Genomic DNA, 15969 nt, shown 5'->3' with positions numbered 1-15969 from the left:
AGCATGGAATCGTTAAACTGATTTCATGCTTTTTTTTATAATAGCCTTTTATAATAAAAGAAGTAGTATTTTATAAATTGCAAAAATGGGGATGATGAAATTGAAGAAAGTGTTGGTGCTAGGAGGAACAAGATTTTTTGGTAAACATTTAGTAGAGTACCTTTTGCAAGCTGGACACGATGTAACAATTGCCACGAGGGGAGTTACTGAAGATTCTTTTGGTAATGCAGTAAAAAGAATAATTGTCGATAGAGAAGATGGAAAACTACTAGAAGAGCGTCTAGAAGGAAAAAGTTATGATATTGTATACGATAATTTATGCTATAGTTCAAATGCAGCGAAAATGGTATGTGAAGTTTTGAAAGGAAAAACGAAGAAGTATATTATGACATCTTCAATGGCTGTCTATGAACCTGCATTAAGCTTGTTAGAAGAGGACTTTAATCCATACGAATATGCAATTACATATGGAGATAGGAATGATTTTAATTATAGTGAAGGAAAGCGATTAGCCGAAGCGGTTTTATTTCAATATGCAACATTCCCAGTCGTTGCAGTGCGTTTTCCAGTTGTTATTGGAGAAAATGATTATACGAAAAGGTTACAATTTTACGTTGAATGTGTTGTGAACCAAAACCCTATCGTTGTGGATCATGTAGATGGAAATTTGTCATTTATACATGAAAAAGAGGCAGGAGAGTTTCTAGCTTGGTGCGGAATGGAAAATGTGAAAGGACCAATTAACGCCTGTAGTAACGGGGTAGTTTCTACGGAAGAAATTATTCATTTCATAGAAGAGAAGACGGGAATAAAAGCACTTATCCAGGAAGCTGGGGAAAATATAGCTCCTTATAATGAGGTAACTAACTGTACGTTACATAATGGAAAGGCTCGTGAATTTGGATTTTTGTTCCGAGAGCTGAAAATAGAAATAAAAAATGTTTTAAAACATTATATAAATACAATGAAGTAATCATAAATCCCCCGGTGGCAATCCGGGGGATTCTGGAGGATTTCGACAATACTGATTTTACATTACCAAATTTACCTTATACGTACGACTAATGTTTTTGCGATTGAATTGCTTGTAAATACTTCTCGTTTACTTGGTCCCAGTTTACTGTATGCCACCAGTTGGTAACAAACTCGGGGCGCCGATTTTGATACTTTAAATAATAAGCATGTTCCCATACATCAATTACGAGTAAGGGGATTTTTCCTTCTTGCAAAGGCGTATCTTGATTTGGTGTACTCATAACAGAGAGTTCCTCACCGTCAAGAACAAGCCATCCATAGCCACTTCCAAAACGACTAATAGCTGCTTTGGAAAGTTGATCTTTTAAGTTGTCAAAGGTATTGAAATAATAATCAATTACTTTTGCAACGTCTCCATTAGGCTCACCGCCACCTCGTGGGCTCATCACTTCCCAAAAAAGACTATGACAATAGTGACCACCACCGTTATTTCGTACAGCTGTAACAATTTCCTTCGGTAAAGCATCTAAATTACATAGCAATTCTTCTAAAGATTTATTATGTAATTCAGTATAATTTTCTAAAGTAGCATTTAAATTGTTTACGTATGTCGCATGGTGCTTTCCATGATGAATGGAAAGTGTATTGCTATCGATATGTGGCTCTAGTTCATCATAGTCATATGAAAGCTTTGGCAATTGAAATGAAGACATAACATTCCCTCCTTTCTATTCAAAAGTTGGTCTAGGTAAAAATACTTTACCTGAGTCAAAAATACACTCATTTTCTATGGAAGTCAATAGTAAGTTCGTTAATTTTCTGAAAAATATTACAATAAAAGTAACACTCTCGCTTTCATTTGTGACTCCTATCCTTTTTGCTTATACTGTAAAGTATCAGGGTTTTGTTGAAATAGAAGGAGATTGTTTATGAGTGAAACGAAACAATTAATAGAGGAAGCAAGTAATTTTATTACGATTTGTTATAAAGAGCTTCATAAAGAACAATTGATAGAAGAACGTATAAAAGAAATTCAAATTGAGGTAGAGAAGACAGGGACATATGAGCATACATTTGAAGAACTTGTTCATGGTTCACGAATGGCATGGCGTAACAGTAATAGATGTATTGGAAGACTATTTTGGAGTAAGATGCACATATTAGATGCGCGCGAAGTAAATGATGAAGAGGGTGTATATAATGCATTAATTCATCATATTAAATATGCAACGAACGACGGGAAAGTTAAACCAACCATTACGATTTTTAAGCAATATCAAGGTGAGGAAAATAATATACGAATTTATAATCACCAATTGATTCGATATGCAGGATATAAAACAGAAATGGGAGTGATCGGTGACTCTCATTCCGCTACATTTACGGACTTTTGTCAGGAGCTTGGCTGGCAAGGAGAAGGTACGAATTTCGATGTATTGCCACTTGTGTTTTCTATAAACGGGAAGGCGCCTACATATAAAGAAATTCCGAGGAAAGAAGTAAAAGAAGTGCCAATTGAACACCCAGAATACCCTATTTCATCACTTGGAGCAAAATGGTATGGGGTTCCAATGATCTCGGATATGTGCTTAGAAATTGGCGGTATTTCTTATACAGCTGCTCCGTTCAATGGATGGTATATGGGAACAGAAATTGGGGCGCGCAACTTAGCGGATCATGATCGTTATAATTTACTTCCGGCTGTTGCGGAGATGATGGATTTAGATACATCGAGAAACGGTACGTTATGGAAGGATAAGGCGCTAATTGAGTTGAATATTGCCGTACTACACTCTTTTAAAAAACAAGGAGTTAGTATTGTTGATCATCATACTGCTGCACAACAATTTCAGCAATTTGAGAAGCAAGAAGCTGCTTGTGGTCGTGTTGTAACAGGTAATTGGGTGTGGCTTATTCCACCATTATCTCCAGCTACCACTCATATTTATCACAAACCGTATCCGAATGAAATTTTGAAGCCAAATTTCTTTCATAAATAATATTTAGTGCAGTTTTTTCTGCAAAATATAATTTTTTTAATTACTGTTATGTAGCAAATGGAAGCCTTTACTCTCGGTTATTTTTGGAAGAGGATTTTTGAACCAAGGAGTTCCTTATGTTATAATCAAATTTCTGTTTCGAAGACCTTATAGAAATATAAGGTCTTTTGTTTTGCTTTTTTATGTAAGAGAAAGAGATTTTTTCTTTTTAATAAGGGATTTGGCATATTTTTAGGGACAACATAAGTATGTGGGAAGTCGATAAAATGTTATGCATATATAATTATTGTGTTTTGGGTTTAAACAATAAAACATAATAAAGTTGTTTTTTTAGATTGCTGAGGAAGGAGGAATTGTAAATGAGGATGAAGAGTCGAAAAACTGATTGGCCTGTATTTATTATTAGCGGTGGTTCACTTTTATTATTTGTAATTGCAGTTTTTTTGAACAAGGATTATGTAGAGAGTGCGATTAATAACAGTTTCGCTTTTTCAATTAAATATTTTGGTGCCTTCTGGCAAGTTTTATTATTAGGTACATTTATTGTTGCGATGTGTATGGCGTTCTCCAAATATGGGAGAGTTAAACTTGGGGGATTAGAAAAACCTGAGATTAGTACGGCAAAATGGCTTGCTATTATTATGTCTACATTACTTGCCGGAGGTGGCGTTTTTTGGGCAGCAGCAGAGCCAATGTACCATTTGATGACGGTGCCACCAATACATGATGGTATATCTGCTGGAACGAAAGAAGCAGTCATGCCTGCTTTAGCACAAAGTTATATGCATTGGGGATTTTTAGCATGGACGATTTTAGGTACAATTAGTGCGGTAGTTATGATGTATGGACATTATCATAAAGGTATGCCGCTAAAACCTCGAACGCTTTTATATCCTATTTTTGGGGAAAAATTAAGAAAGAGCCTGCTTGGAACGATAATTGATGCAGCTGCAATTATTGCAGTAGCTGCAGGTACAATTGGCCCCATTGGATTTTTAGGTTTACAAGCAAGTTATGGGTTACAAGAATTATTTGGAATTTCTGATGTGTTTACTACTCAATTGGCAATTATTGTTTGTGTAGTGGCCGTGTCTACCATATCGGCAGTAACAGGTATTGATAAAGGGATTCAAATTATAAGTAATTTAAATGTTAGATTAGCAATTTTGTTAATGGCATTCATATTACTATTTGGGCCAGGTGGATTTATTATTGATTCGTTTGTTTCTTCGTTTGGATTTTATGTAAGTGAGTTTATACCGATGAGCACATACCGTGGTGATACAAGTTGGTTAGGATCTTGGACAATCTTTTTCTGGGGATGGTTTATTGGATACGGACCAATGATGGCAATTTTAGTGAGTCGAATTTCAAGAGGGAGAACGATTCGAGAAATCATCGTTGCAATTGGAATTATCGCACCTATTATTACAACGTTTTGGTTTACTATATTAGGTGGATCAGGTGTGTTTTATGAGTTAATGAATCCTGGTTCTATCTCGGACGCATTAAGTGAATCTGGTATGCCGGCAGCTATGATTGCAATTACAGGGCAATTGCCACTTTCTAATATTATTGGACCAGCATTTCTTTTATTAACAATTTTATTTGTAGTGACAACAGGAGATTCAATGGCGTATTCCATTTCAATGGCAGTGACTGGAGACGGAGATCCTAGAATTAGTTTGCGAATTTTTTGGTCGCTTATTATGGGAGCAGTTGCAGCAATTCTTTTATATATGGGTGAAGGAAGTATTAATGCGCTACAATCGTTTATCGTAGTGACGGCAGTTCCGGTATCAATTTTATTATTCCCAATGCTATGGTTAGCGCCTAAAGTTGCGGGAGAATTAGCATTAAAACAAGGTATTGTAAAAGAAGAAGATAAAACTGCATTCTTATTTCAGAAGGCTAGTAAATCAAAATAAATAAAAACGTAAAAGAGGAAGCATCTTATTTAAGATGCTTCCTCTTTTACGTTTAATCTAATACTTTTCCCTTTGTTTCTGGTACACATATTAGCATTGTAATTAACCCGATTGGGTAGATGATAAAAATCAAGGACAATGCTCCAAGCAGGTTGCCGCCTGTAGCGAGTAAGCCGATAATAACAGGCCCAAATCCAGCTAACCCACGTCCTGTACCGAAAATAAAGTTTTCTGCGGTAGAGCGAGCTTCAGCAGGGTAGTTTTCAGCTAAAATTGCCCCAAACCCTCCCATCATTCCATTTGCAAAGAATCCAAGCAATGCACTTCCCCATAATAATAATGTTGAATCTGTGAATAAGAAGAAGTAAATGAGACAGTATACTGTACCACCAATATAATAAATTGCAAAAGTTTTACGACGACCAATTTTATCAGCCAGAATACCAAAGATTGCAATTCCAATTAGCATACCGATGGTAGAAATGAACATCCAGCCACTCGCTTTTGCTAATGTATAGTTATATTTATTTGCTAAAATAGTTGGCATCCATGTGAAGATGCCGTAATATCCGAAGTTCTGGATAAACGACATAATAATAAGACCGATTGTTGTGATTGTTACTTTTTTATTGGCAAATAATTTTCGAAGTGGGAATTTTTTTATATGTTTTAGTTGTTCTGCTTCAGTAGTTGTTAATTTACCTGTAGCTTCTTTTTGCAATAGTTCCTTTTTGTAGCGTTGTTTTTGCTCCCATATTTTCGGTTCACTTAAACTTTTACGGACATAGACAGCTAGTAAAGCTGGAATTAATCCAAATAAGAAAACGGCTCTCCATCCAAAGTGTGGGACAATAAATGCTGGAAGGAGTGAAGCAATCAGTACACCAAATTGCCATCCAAGTGCAACAACAGATGTCGCTTTAGCGCGCATTTCTTTAGACCATGTTTCTGTTACAATGGCCATTCCGATTCCGAATTCACCACCAACTCCCATTCCAACTAAAAAGCGAAGAATTAATAATTGCCAGTAGTCTGTTGCGAAATAAATGAGTGCGGTTGCTAGTGAAAACAGTAAGATTGTGAAGGCCATTGTACGAATACGGCCAAATAAATCAGCAATAAATCCAAATAAATAAGAACCAATTAACATCCCTATTGTGGTAGCTAATGTTAAGTTTCCACCTTCAACAGGACTTAAGTGAAACTCTTTTAAAATATAGACAAGTACGAAAGATAATAGCAACATATCTAAACCTTCTGCTGCATATCCTAGCGCAGAACCAAATAATGTTTTATACCTTTTCGCTTTCGTCTCCTCTGTTGTTTGTTGTACATCAGTAGTGACGTTCATTATTACTCCTCCTTATTTTCTACAGTCGCTATGGAAGAATAACAAAAGGCCTTCTCACCTGATATGATGAGAAGGCCAAAAAAGCATACGTATCCCCAAAAAAGAACATACGTATATTGTATTCCGGCTTCCTTCTCAACCTCACAGGGTTGGGTTAAAGGACTGTATTATATTACTTTATTTTTAGCACTCTTCTATTGGATTGTCAAATAAAGAGGAAGTTATTATGTGTGAAATATTTCAAAAAACATTTCGTTCTTCTTGACGTCGGCTTCATTATTTTCCCATAATAAAACTAACTAAATAAAAAGGAATGAATCAAAGATGCTAAATTTAGTACTCATGATGATTGAACGAGTCGGACTTATAGTTATTTTAGGATTTTTACTCTCTCATATCAAAACTTTCAGGCGCCTCCTTCATAAACAGGATGGCTATGTAGATAAGCTTAAGCTTATTTGTATTTTTTCGGTATTTACAATTGTAAGCAATTACACTGGGATTGAAATAGCAGGAAATACGATTATGAATGAAAATTGGTTACAAGGTGTTTCTTCGTCAAGTACAATTGCGAATACGCGTATTATGGGTGTTGGTATTAGTGGCTTACTTGGTGGCCCTATCGTAGGGGTTGGAGTAGGGTTTATTGCTGGTATTCATCGTTATATGCTTGGTGGTACGACAGCGCTAAGCTGCGCAATCTCTTCTATTTTAGCGGGGATTATAACTGGTTATATCGGATATATTTTCAAAAAATATAATCGTACAATTACTCCTAAGTTTTCAGCAGTTTTAAGTGTTTTTATCGTATCTTTAGAAATGCTTATGATTTTATTAATTATAGAGGATGGAATTAGCGTTGTGAAAACAATAGCGATACCGATGATTCTTGTAAATAGTTTTGGAAGTTTTATTTTACTTTCTATGATACAAGCTATTTTGCGTCAGGAGGAGAATGCAAAAGCACTTCAGACTCATAAAGTATTGCGTATTGCTGATAAAACGTTACCGTATTTTCGTCAAGGCTTAACAGAAGAATCGTGTAAGCATGTGGCACAAATTATTCACCGCTTTACAGGAACAGATGCGGTATCTTTAACAGATACAGAGAAAATATTAGCGCACGTTGGATTAGCATCAGATCACCATATTCCTTCACATAGTTTAATAACTGGTTTATCAAAAGAAGTTTTACATACAGGGCAAATAATGAAGGCGAAATCACGTGAGGTTATTAATTGCCAACATGAAGGCTGTCCCTTACAAGCCGCTATTGTTATTCCACTAACTTCACATGGAAATACGATAGGGACATTAAAACTGTATTTCAAAAATTCTAACCAGTTAAGTCGCGTTGAAGAAGAATTAGCAGAAGGGTTAGCAAAAATATTCTCCACGCAGTTAGAGTTAGGAGAAGCTGAGTTGCAAAGTAAATTACTTCAAGATGCGGAGATAAAAGCATTACAAGCGCAAATTAACCCGCACTTTTTATTTAATGCGATTAATACAGTATCAGCTTTATGCCGAACAGATGTAGAAAAAGCAAGGAAGTTATTATTACAGCTTAGCGTGTATTTCCGTTGTAATTTGCAAGGAGCACGTCAGTTATTGATTCCACTGGAACAAGAATTAAACCATGTACAGGCATACTTATCACTAGAACAAGCAAGGTTCCCAAATAAGTATGAGGTAAAGATGTATATTGAGGATGAGCTAAAGACAACTTTAGTACCACCATTTGTTCTTCAACTATTGGTTGAAAATGCATTGCGACATGCTTTTCCGAAGAAGCAACCAGTGTGTGAAGTGGAAGTGCATGTTTTTGAAAAAGAGGGTATGGTTCACTTTGAAGTAAAAGATAATGGACAGGGAATTGAGGAAGAACGTTTAGAACAATTAGGAAAGATGGTAGTTTCGTCAAAGAAAGGGACTGGAACAGCTTTATATAATATTAATGAACGTCTTATTGGGTTATTTGGGAAAGAAACGATGCTTCATATCGAAAGTGAATTAAATAAAGGGACGGAGATTACCTTTATTATTCCAAAAAAAGTAGGGGAGGAAGAGCCAGGTGTTAAAAGTATTAGTAGTTGACGATGAAATGTTAGCACGTGATGAACTAAAGTATTTATTAGAGAGAACGAAAGAAGTTGAGATAGTTGGTGAGGCTGATTGTGTGGAAGACGCATTAGAAGAACTAATGCAATGTAGACCAGATATTGTATTTTTAGATATTCAATTATCTGATGATAACGGATTTGAAATCGCGAATATATTAAAGAAGATGAAAAATCCACCTGCAATTGTATTTGCTACTGCCTATGATCAATATGCGTTGCAAGCATTTGAAGTAGATGCGTTAGACTACATTTTAAAACCATTTGATGAAGAGCGTATTGTGCAAACATTAAAGAAGTATAAAAAACAAAAACAAGCGCAAATAGAAACGAAGCACGAAATAAAGGGGACAGATGTAACAGCAGAGATGCATAAATTAGCATTACCAATTGAAGAATCAATCGTACTTGTGAATATTGAAGATATTATATATGTAGGGCTTGTAGATGGGAAAGTAACAGTAAAAACAATGAGGGAAACATATGTAACACATGATACACTTGTAATTTTAGAGAAGAAGTTACCACAAGCAAACTTCATGCGCGTCCATCGTAGCTTTATTGCAAATATTAATCATATTACTGAAATTCAGCCATGGTTCAATTCTACTTATAATTTAATCATGAAAGAAGGATCGAAAGTACCTGTTAGCCGTACATATGCCAAAGAACTCAAGAAGCTGCTTCGTATTTAAGAAGCAGCTTTTGTATTTCATCCTTTTATATTTGTAACTGATTCTGTATATTTGACGTTCTGTTATGTAAACGCTTACCTCGTTACTTACATCTTATACAATAAAGGTACCAAATCGAAAGAGGTGGCCAAAATGAGCACGAAAAAAGTATACAGTTTCTTATCACAAGCATTCATATTCTCAGCTATTATGTTAATTTCTAATATTATTGCAACACATTTACCAATTCCGATGCCTTCATCGGTAATCGGGTTAGTTATTTTATTTAGTCTATTATGTTTAAAAGTTATTAAATTGGAGCAAGTTGAATCACTTGGAACAGCTTTAACAGGTATTATCGGATTCCTTTTCGTCCCATCAGGTATTTCAGTTATTAATTCTCTTGGTGTAATGGGACAATATTTTGTACAAATTTTAACTGTAATTGTTGTAGCAACAGTTATTTTACTAGCTGTAACAGGATTATTTGCACAATTTATTTTAGGAAAAGATGAAAAAGAAACAGAAGATACAAAAGAATTGAAAGTAGTAAATAAAGGACGCAAGCACGGAAAGGTTGCGTAACCATTGCATTTATATATTGTTAGGAGGTAATGAATATGGCAAGCACAATGACTCCATATTTCGGAATCGTCGTTTCATTAATCGCATACGGGATCGGAACGTTATTATTCAAGCATTCAAAAGGATTCTTCTTATTTACACCATTATTTGTAGCGATGGTATTAGGGATTGTCTTTCTAAAGGTAGGTAACTTTACTTTTGAAGAATATAATACTGGCGGAAAAATGATTAGTTTCTTCTTAGAACCAGCAACAATTGCATTCGCTATCCCACTATACAAGCAAGTGGATAAGTTGAAAAAATATTGGTGGCAAATTTTATCGGCTATCGTGGTGGGATCTATTTGCTCAGTAATTGTCGTGTTTATTGTTGCAAAAGCAATCGGTTTAGATACAGCAGTAATGAATTCAATGCTACCACAAGCAGCAACAACAGCAATTGCGTTACCAATCTCAGAAAGTATTGGTGGTATTCCAGCAATTACATCGTTTGCAGTTATTTTCAACGCAGTTATCGTATACGCATTAGGGGCATTATTCTTAAAAACATTTAGAGTTAAGCATCCGATTGCAAAAGGTTTAGCACTTGGAACAGCGGGCCATGCATTAGGAGTTGCAGTAGGAATTGAAATGGGTGAGGTAGAGGCAGCGATGGCAAGTATTGCTGTAACGGTAGTTGGGGTTGTAACAGTAGTTGTCATCCCAATGTTTATGCCATTCATTGGATAGTAAAACTTACTTAAAAAATAAGAAAAGCAAGCTATTTGTAGGACAGATTTCTACTGATAGCTTGCTTTTTATGTTACAGTAGTGGTAAGACCTATTTAAAAAAATGTAAGTTTCCTTAAATCTTCATTAATACTATGTAGAATACGTTTTGAATTAGGTCATTGTATTGTAAAATAAGAAGTAATCTACTATATACCTGTTAAGATAGGCATATAATGAGTTTATAAAAATCTTAATATGAATGAATAATTTAAAAGTAGAAAAGAGAGAAATCTACTTATTAACGTTTTAGTTTATAGGACAGGAGAGAGTATTCGTCGATTATGCAAATAAAAAACCTGTTTCAAAGCAAAGGATTTCAGAGGTTACTCGTATTAGTAATACTTGCTCTCGTGTTATACGGGCTGCAAAGTATGTTGAATTTAATATTAATTACGTTTATTCTCACGTATTTAATGGATCGATTCCAAAAGTTTATTTCCCGCAAATTAGATCATTTCATGCCTATTAATCGAAAAATTATTATAGCATTTCTATATGTAATGTTAATTGGTGGAATTGCTATTACGCTATTTAAATATTTACCAGTATTAACGATACAAATTTCACAATTGATTTACCAATTCAATGTATTTTTAAGAAACCCACCAGATAGTGAACTAATTAAGTATGCAGTTAATGCTGTCAATCATATGGAGCTTTCTAAATATGTAGGACAAGGCGTAGACATTTTGTATAAATCGATTACGAATGTTGGTAAATTTGGCCTTCAAGTTTTACTTTCTTTAATTTTGAGTTTGTTTTTCTTACTAGAAAAATCTCGTATTGTTGGTTTTACTGTAAAGTTTAAAGAAAGCAGGCTTGCAATTTTCTATACTGAAATTGAGTACTTCGGAAAGAAATTTGCACGTTCATTTGGAAAGGTAATCGAAGCGCAATTTTTAATTGCTGTTGTTAACTGTGTTCTTTCAGTTATCGCATTATGGATATTAGGATTCCCACAATTATTAGGTTTAGCGTTAATGATTTTCTTGCTTGGCTTAATTCCAGTAGCGGGGGTTATCATTTCGTTATTCCCACTTTGTATGATTGCTTACAATATTGGCGGTATTATGTACGTTGTTTATATTTTAGTTATCGTAACAGTTATTCATGCGCTTGAAAGTTACGTATTAAATCCGAAGTTTATGTCGCAAAAAACAAATTTACCGATTTTCTATACTTTTATGGTATTAATTTTCTCAGAGCACTTCTTAGGTGTATGGGGACTGATTATCGGTATTCCAATTTTCATTTTCTTATTAGATGTCTTAGATGTGACAAGTGATGAAATGGAGAAGGATGTTGGAACAAAATAAAGTGAAGTAGAGAAAAAGCATCGATGTTCGATGCTTTTTCTTTTATAACATTATGTTTCTTATGCCATACTGTAAGGAGAATATAGAATAGGGGTGAAGTAATGGCTGTAAATGAAAAGGTAGAATTGGCTACATTTGCTGGAGGGTGTTTTTGGTGTATGGTTTCTCCATTTGAAGAGATGGAGGGAATTATACAGGTTATTTCAGGTTATACAGGCGGTCATAAAGAGGACCCAACGTATAAAGAAGTGTGCTCGGAAACAACAGGACATTATGAAGCGGTACAAATTACATTTGATGCAAATAAAATGCCGTATGAGGAATTGTTAAATATATATTGGAGACAAATTGATCCGACCGATATTGGGGGACAATTCCATGACCGCGGACAGTCTTATGAAACGGTGATTTTTTATCATAATGAAGAACAACATAAAAAAGCAGAAGCTTCAAAAGAAGAGCTTGAGCAGAGTGGGCGCTTTTCGAAACCAATTGCGACAAAAATACTACCAGCAGCTACATTTTATCCAGCTGAAGAATATCACCAAGGATATCATAAGAAAAACACATTCCGCTATGAGTTATATCGTAAAGGCTCAGGACGAGATGCTTTTATTAAGGAACATTGGCCAAAGGATAATGCTCATTTAAAAGAAAAACTCAATGAGATGCAGTTTTATGTAACACAGGAAAATGGTACAGAACCACCATTTCGAAATGAGTATTGGAACCATAAAGAGGAAGGTCTTTATGTAGATATCGTTTCAGGTGAGCCGTTGTTTACTTCTCTAGATAAATTTGATAGTGGATGTGGATGGCCTAGTTTTACAAAACCAGTTATGTCAGCAAGTGTGAAAGAAAAGATGGATGTGAGTCATAATATGACACGTACAGAAGTGAGAAGTAAAGAGGGAGATTCGCATCTTGGGCATGTATTTCCAGACGGTCCAGGACCGAATGGGCTTCGTTACTGCATTAATTCCGCAGCTCTTAGATTTATTCCAAAAGAGGAATTAGAGAAAGAAGGTTATGGCGATTTCTTAATCTTGTTTGGAAATAAAAAATAACCTCGCAGTTAGCGAGGTTATTTTTTTGCTATTTTGTTTTTTTCTTTTTAAATTTGCTTAATACTTCATAAACAATTGGAACAATAAGAAGTGTTAATAACGTTGAACTTGTTAATCCACCAATTACTGTTACACCAAGTCCTTTAGAAATTAAGCCGCTACCTTCAAATCCTAATGCAAGCGGGATAAGAGCTCCGATTGTTGCAATTGCAGTCATTAAAATTGGACGCAAGCGTGTTGCACCAGCTTCTAATAAAGCTTCACGTGTTGATAAACCTTCATTTTCTTTATGAATAACGCGGTCGATAAGCACGATTGCGTTTGTTACAACGATACCGATTAACATAAGCGCCCCAATCATTGCAGATACACTTAATGTTTCACCAGAGATTAATAAGGCAACAAGGGCCCCAATAATTGTGAATGGTAGCGAGAATAAAATTGCGAATGGTGCAAGGGCACCGCCAAATGTAACGACAAGAACGAAGTATACAATGGCAATCGCAGCTAACATCGCTAGGCCAAGTTGCTTGAATGATTCTTGAATATCTTTAGTAACACCGCCCATAGAAACATCTACACCAGAAGGAAGATCCATTTTATCTACTTCTTTTTGGACTGCAGCAGATGCTTTTGAAACGTCATCAGATGTTAATTTTGCACTAACCTCTGCATAAACACGGCCATCTCGGTGTGTTACTGTATTCGATGTTTCACCTTCTTTTACAGTCATAACATCTTTTACAGCTACTTCATTACCAAGTGGTGTTGTAATTTTGCGATTTGTTAAGTCATCGATTGTTTCATAATTTTGTTTTTCAGCTTCTACATATACATTGATATCTTTACCGTCTTTTTTAATTGTTGTCAGAACAGGGCGATCATGTTGATTAGAAAGTCCCATTCCAATTTGAGCAGCCGTTAAGCCCATTTTACTCAGCTTTTCTTGATCTGCGACTAAAGTGTACTCTGCATATGTTTTTGCAATACTAGAATCTATATCTTTTAAGTCTTTATTTTTCTTCATGATATTTTGAATATCTTTTACGACAGGCTTAATGTCTTCTGAGCTATCTCCGTAAACGTATAGTTTAATTTCGTTACTACCGCCACTTGCTCCGAAGTCTTGGTTTTTCCATTCACCTTTTCCAGACATTTTTTGTAAATCTTTCACGACTTCTTCTTTTTCTTTTTCGAAGTTTTTCGTGTCGTTATCATATTGAACGAAGAACATAGCTTGATTTGTTTGACCAGGGCTCATTGGATTCTCTCCACCTAATGAGAACTGAATTGTTTTCACGTCTTTATTATCTTGGAAGTGCTTCTCAGCTTTCGTTGCAATTTTTTCAACGTCTTCTAATGTTTGACCTGGTTCAGGTTTGTATGTTGCGATAATCATTTTTTCTTCTTCAGAAGGTAAGAAACTTACACCGATAACCGGTACAAGTGCGAGACTACCAACTAATAGAAGGACAGCAATACTAGATGTAATAATTTTGTGATTTAAAGCCCATTCAAGTATACGTTTATACCCATTTGCTAATTTGCTTGGTTTCTCTTCATGATGTACCTCTTTTTCCCTCGTGCTTTCTTTCTTAAATAAGGAATGGGCAAGCATTGGTACGATTGTAACAGCCACTAGTAACGATGCTAATAAAGCGAAGACAATAGTTAAGGCGAATGGTAAGAACATTTCACCAATCATACCTTTTACAAGTCCTAGCGGTAAGAATACAGCGATTGTCACAATGGTAGAAGACATAATCGGAATAAACATTTCTTTCGTAGCTTCACGAATTAAATCTCTTCCGCGCAATTTCTCTTCTGATAACGACATACGTCGGTAAATATTTTCAATAACAACAATTGAGTCATCAACAACACGGCCTATAGCAACTGTCATTGCTCCAAGCGTCATAATGTTAAGCGTAATATCCATTTGCTTTATGACTAAAACAGCAATTAATAACGAAAGTGGTATTGAAACGACAGAGATTAACGTTGTTCGAATATTTCGTAGGAACAGCATAATAATAACAATCGCAAAGATAGCACCGAAAATTGCTTTGCTTAGCATTGTTTCAACTGACTTTTCAATAGGTGCACCTTGGTCGAATGTTGAAATGATCTCTAAATCTTTATATTTTTTCTCAAGATCTTTTACTTTATCTTTTACTGCATTTACAACATCAACTGTATTTGCATCAGAGGCCTTCACAATTTGAATTCCAATTGCTTCTTTTCCATTTGTTCGAGAAATGGATTCTGCTTTCCCAACTTCTTTAATTTCAGCAATTTCGTCTAATGTAACTGTTGGAATTCCGTTCATAGCAGCTGGATTCATTTGCGGCGTTTGTGCACCAGCGCCAGCATTTTGACTACCTTGACCGTTAGGTGATGAAGGTATAGCTGGGATTTTGAGTTCTTTTAATGCTTTAATCGTTGTAATATTGCCATCTACAACAACTGATTTTTCCGTGTCTTTAAACGTATATAGGCCAAGTGGTAAAGATACATCCGATCCTTTAATTACATTTTTTACAGTATCTTCACTTAGTCCTAGTTCTTTCATTTTATCTTTCTTGAAGACGAGCTGTACTTCATCTACTTGTTGGCCTGCAATTTGAACAGATGCAACACCATCAAGTCCTTTTAAGCCCGGTACAATATTTTTCTCTACATTTTCAGTTAAGATAGCTAAAGATTCATTCTTGCTTGCTACGCTTAACGAAATAACAGGAAAAGCATTGAAGTTTACTCGTGAAACCTTAGGGTCTTTAACACCGTCAGGGAGCTTTACATTTGTGAGAGCTTCTTTAATTTCTGTTTCTGCTTTTTCCATATTTTTATCAAAATCGTATTCTACTTGAATAGAAGATGCGTTTTGAAAAGATGATGAGCTAACAACGTTAACACCACTTAAATTTTGTAGTTGTTCTTCCATCGGCTTTGAAACTTTATCGGCTACTTCTTCTGGTGTAGCACCAGGATAGACCGTAGTTACTGTCACAATCGGTGTTGTAATATCAGGAATTGTTTCCAGCTTCATATTGAGGCCAGAGTAAATTCCCGCAATAGTAACAATAATGGTTAGTAGCCAAACTGCGAACTTATTTTTTAACGAGAAATTGATGATTTTGTTCATGTTTGCGCTCCCTTTGTATTATATTGACCAACTGGTCAGTC

The 15969-nt window shown here is 35.4% G+C and carries 12 protein-coding genes; 9 read left to right on the top strand and 3 right to left on the bottom strand.

All coding sequences use genetic code 11. The features are described from left to right. Positions 1 to 85: 85 nt before the first annotated feature. The gene (locus tag DOS87_RS29440) at positions 86 to 973 is read left to right on the top strand and encodes an NAD-dependent epimerase/dehydratase family protein (protein WP_003310130.1); all 888 of its coding nucleotides are present in this window, start codon (positions 86 to 88) and stop codon (positions 971 to 973) included. A gap of 88 nt (positions 974 to 1061) precedes the next feature. Here the strand turns inward: DOS87_RS29440 and sodA are convergent, their stop codons facing one another. Next, positions 1062 to 1688, bottom strand: a complete 627-nt coding sequence (sodA, locus tag DOS87_RS29435; protein WP_000094037.1) for a superoxide dismutase [Mn] — start codon at positions 1686 to 1688, stop codon at positions 1062 to 1064. Positions 1689 to 1904: 216 nt separating this feature from the next. Here sodA and DOS87_RS29430 point away from each other — a divergent pair, with 216 nt between their 5' ends. Together DOS87_RS29430 and DOS87_RS29425 are read left to right on the top strand one after the other, a co-directional pair. Further along, positions 1905 to 2975: a nitric oxide synthase oxygenase gene (locus DOS87_RS29430; protein WP_000005086.1), complete on the top strand. Its 1071-nt coding sequence runs from the start codon at positions 1905 to 1907 to the stop codon at positions 2973 to 2975. 359 nt (positions 2976 to 3334) lie between these two features. Continuing rightward, positions 3335 to 4903, top strand: coding sequence for a BCCT family transporter (locus tag DOS87_RS29425; RefSeq protein ID WP_001242450.1), 1569 nt, complete (start codon positions 3335 to 3337; stop codon positions 4901 to 4903). 52 nt (positions 4904 to 4955) lie between these two features. On the opposite strand, the gene DOS87_RS29420 is transcribed toward DOS87_RS29425, so the two are convergent. Continuing rightward, positions 4956 to 6254, bottom strand: a complete 1299-nt coding sequence (locus tag DOS87_RS29420; protein ID WP_001103414.1) for an MFS transporter — start codon at positions 6252 to 6254, stop codon at positions 4956 to 4958. A gap of 324 nt (positions 6255 to 6578) precedes the next feature. On the opposite strand from DOS87_RS29420, the gene lytS reads away from it, so the two are divergent. From lytS to msrB, 6 genes are all read left to right on the top strand, one after another. Further along, positions 6579 to 8348, top strand: coding sequence for a two-component system sensor histidine kinase LytS (lytS, locus tag DOS87_RS29415; RefSeq protein ID WP_000933588.1), 1770 nt, complete (start codon positions 6579 to 6581; stop codon positions 8346 to 8348). Then, complete coding sequence (locus tag DOS87_RS29410; RefSeq protein ID WP_000921846.1) at positions 8326 to 9066, top strand: LytR/AlgR family response regulator transcription factor; 741 nt, start codon at positions 8326 to 8328, stop codon at positions 9064 to 9066. The genes lytS and DOS87_RS29410 overlap by 23 nt, the downstream gene beginning before the upstream one ends. 132 nt (positions 9067 to 9198) lie before the next feature. Then, positions 9199 to 9630, top strand: coding sequence for an antiholin-like murein hydrolase modulator LrgA (gene lrgA / locus DOS87_RS29405; protein WP_000104901.1), 432 nt, complete (start codon positions 9199 to 9201; stop codon positions 9628 to 9630). 35 nt (positions 9631 to 9665) lie between these two features. Continuing rightward, positions 9666 to 10358, top strand: a complete 693-nt coding sequence (lrgB, locus tag DOS87_RS29400) for an antiholin-like protein LrgB (RefSeq protein WP_000168869.1) — start codon at positions 9666 to 9668, stop codon at positions 10356 to 10358. Between the two features lie 323 nt (positions 10359 to 10681). Beyond that, complete coding sequence (locus tag DOS87_RS29395) at positions 10682 to 11716, top strand: AI-2E family transporter (protein WP_001166012.1); 1035 nt, start codon at positions 10682 to 10684, stop codon at positions 11714 to 11716. Between the two features lie 101 nt (positions 11717 to 11817). Next, positions 11818 to 12783 (top strand): peptide-methionine (R)-S-oxide reductase MsrB, encoded by a 966-nt coding sequence (gene msrB / locus DOS87_RS29390; RefSeq protein WP_000290172.1) that lies wholly within the window; start codon positions 11818 to 11820, stop codon positions 12781 to 12783. A 28-nt stretch (positions 12784 to 12811) separates the two neighbouring features. On the opposite strand, the gene DOS87_RS29385 is transcribed toward msrB, so the two are convergent. Continuing rightward, positions 12812 to 15928, bottom strand: coding sequence for an efflux RND transporter permease subunit (locus tag DOS87_RS29385; RefSeq protein ID WP_001033478.1), 3117 nt, complete (start codon positions 15926 to 15928; stop codon positions 12812 to 12814). Between the last annotated feature and the right edge of the window lie 41 nt (positions 15929 to 15969).

This window comes from Bacillus sp. CR71 (assembly GCF_003429245.1).
In the GTDB taxonomy this organism is placed as follows: Bacteria; Bacillota; Bacilli; order Bacillales; family Bacillaceae_G; genus Bacillus_A; species Bacillus_A thuringiensis_S.
This window is presented reverse-complemented; position numbering and strand designations above follow the sequence as displayed.

Coding starts and splice junctions, on each gene's coding strand:
- DOS87_RS29440 (WP_003310130.1), top strand. CDS start 86: ATGGGGATGATGAAATTGAAGAAAGTGTTGGTGCTAGGAGGAACAAGA.
- sodA (WP_000094037.1), bottom strand. CDS start 1,688: ATGTCTTCATTTCAATTGCCAAAGCTTTCATATGACTATGATGAACTA.
- DOS87_RS29430 (WP_000005086.1), top strand. CDS start 1,905: ATGAGTGAAACGAAACAATTAATAGAGGAAGCAAGTAATTTTATTACG.
- DOS87_RS29425 (WP_001242450.1), top strand. CDS start 3,335: ATGAGGATGAAGAGTCGAAAAACTGATTGGCCTGTATTTATTATTAGC.
- DOS87_RS29420 (WP_001103414.1), bottom strand. CDS start 6,254: ATGAACGTCACTACTGATGTACAACAAACAACAGAGGAGACGAAAGCG.
- lytS (WP_000933588.1), top strand. CDS start 6,579: ATGCTAAATTTAGTACTCATGATGATTGAACGAGTCGGACTTATAGTT.
- lrgA (WP_000104901.1), top strand. CDS start 9,199: ATGAGCACGAAAAAAGTATACAGTTTCTTATCACAAGCATTCATATTC.
- lrgB (WP_000168869.1), top strand. CDS start 9,666: ATGGCAAGCACAATGACTCCATATTTCGGAATCGTCGTTTCATTAATC.
- DOS87_RS29395 (WP_001166012.1), top strand. CDS start 10,682: ATGCAAATAAAAAACCTGTTTCAAAGCAAAGGATTTCAGAGGTTACTC.
- msrB (WP_000290172.1), top strand. CDS start 11,818: ATGGCTGTAAATGAAAAGGTAGAATTGGCTACATTTGCTGGAGGGTGT.
- DOS87_RS29385 (WP_001033478.1), bottom strand. CDS start 15,928: ATGAACAAAATCATCAATTTCTCGTTAAAAAATAAGTTCGCAGTTTGG.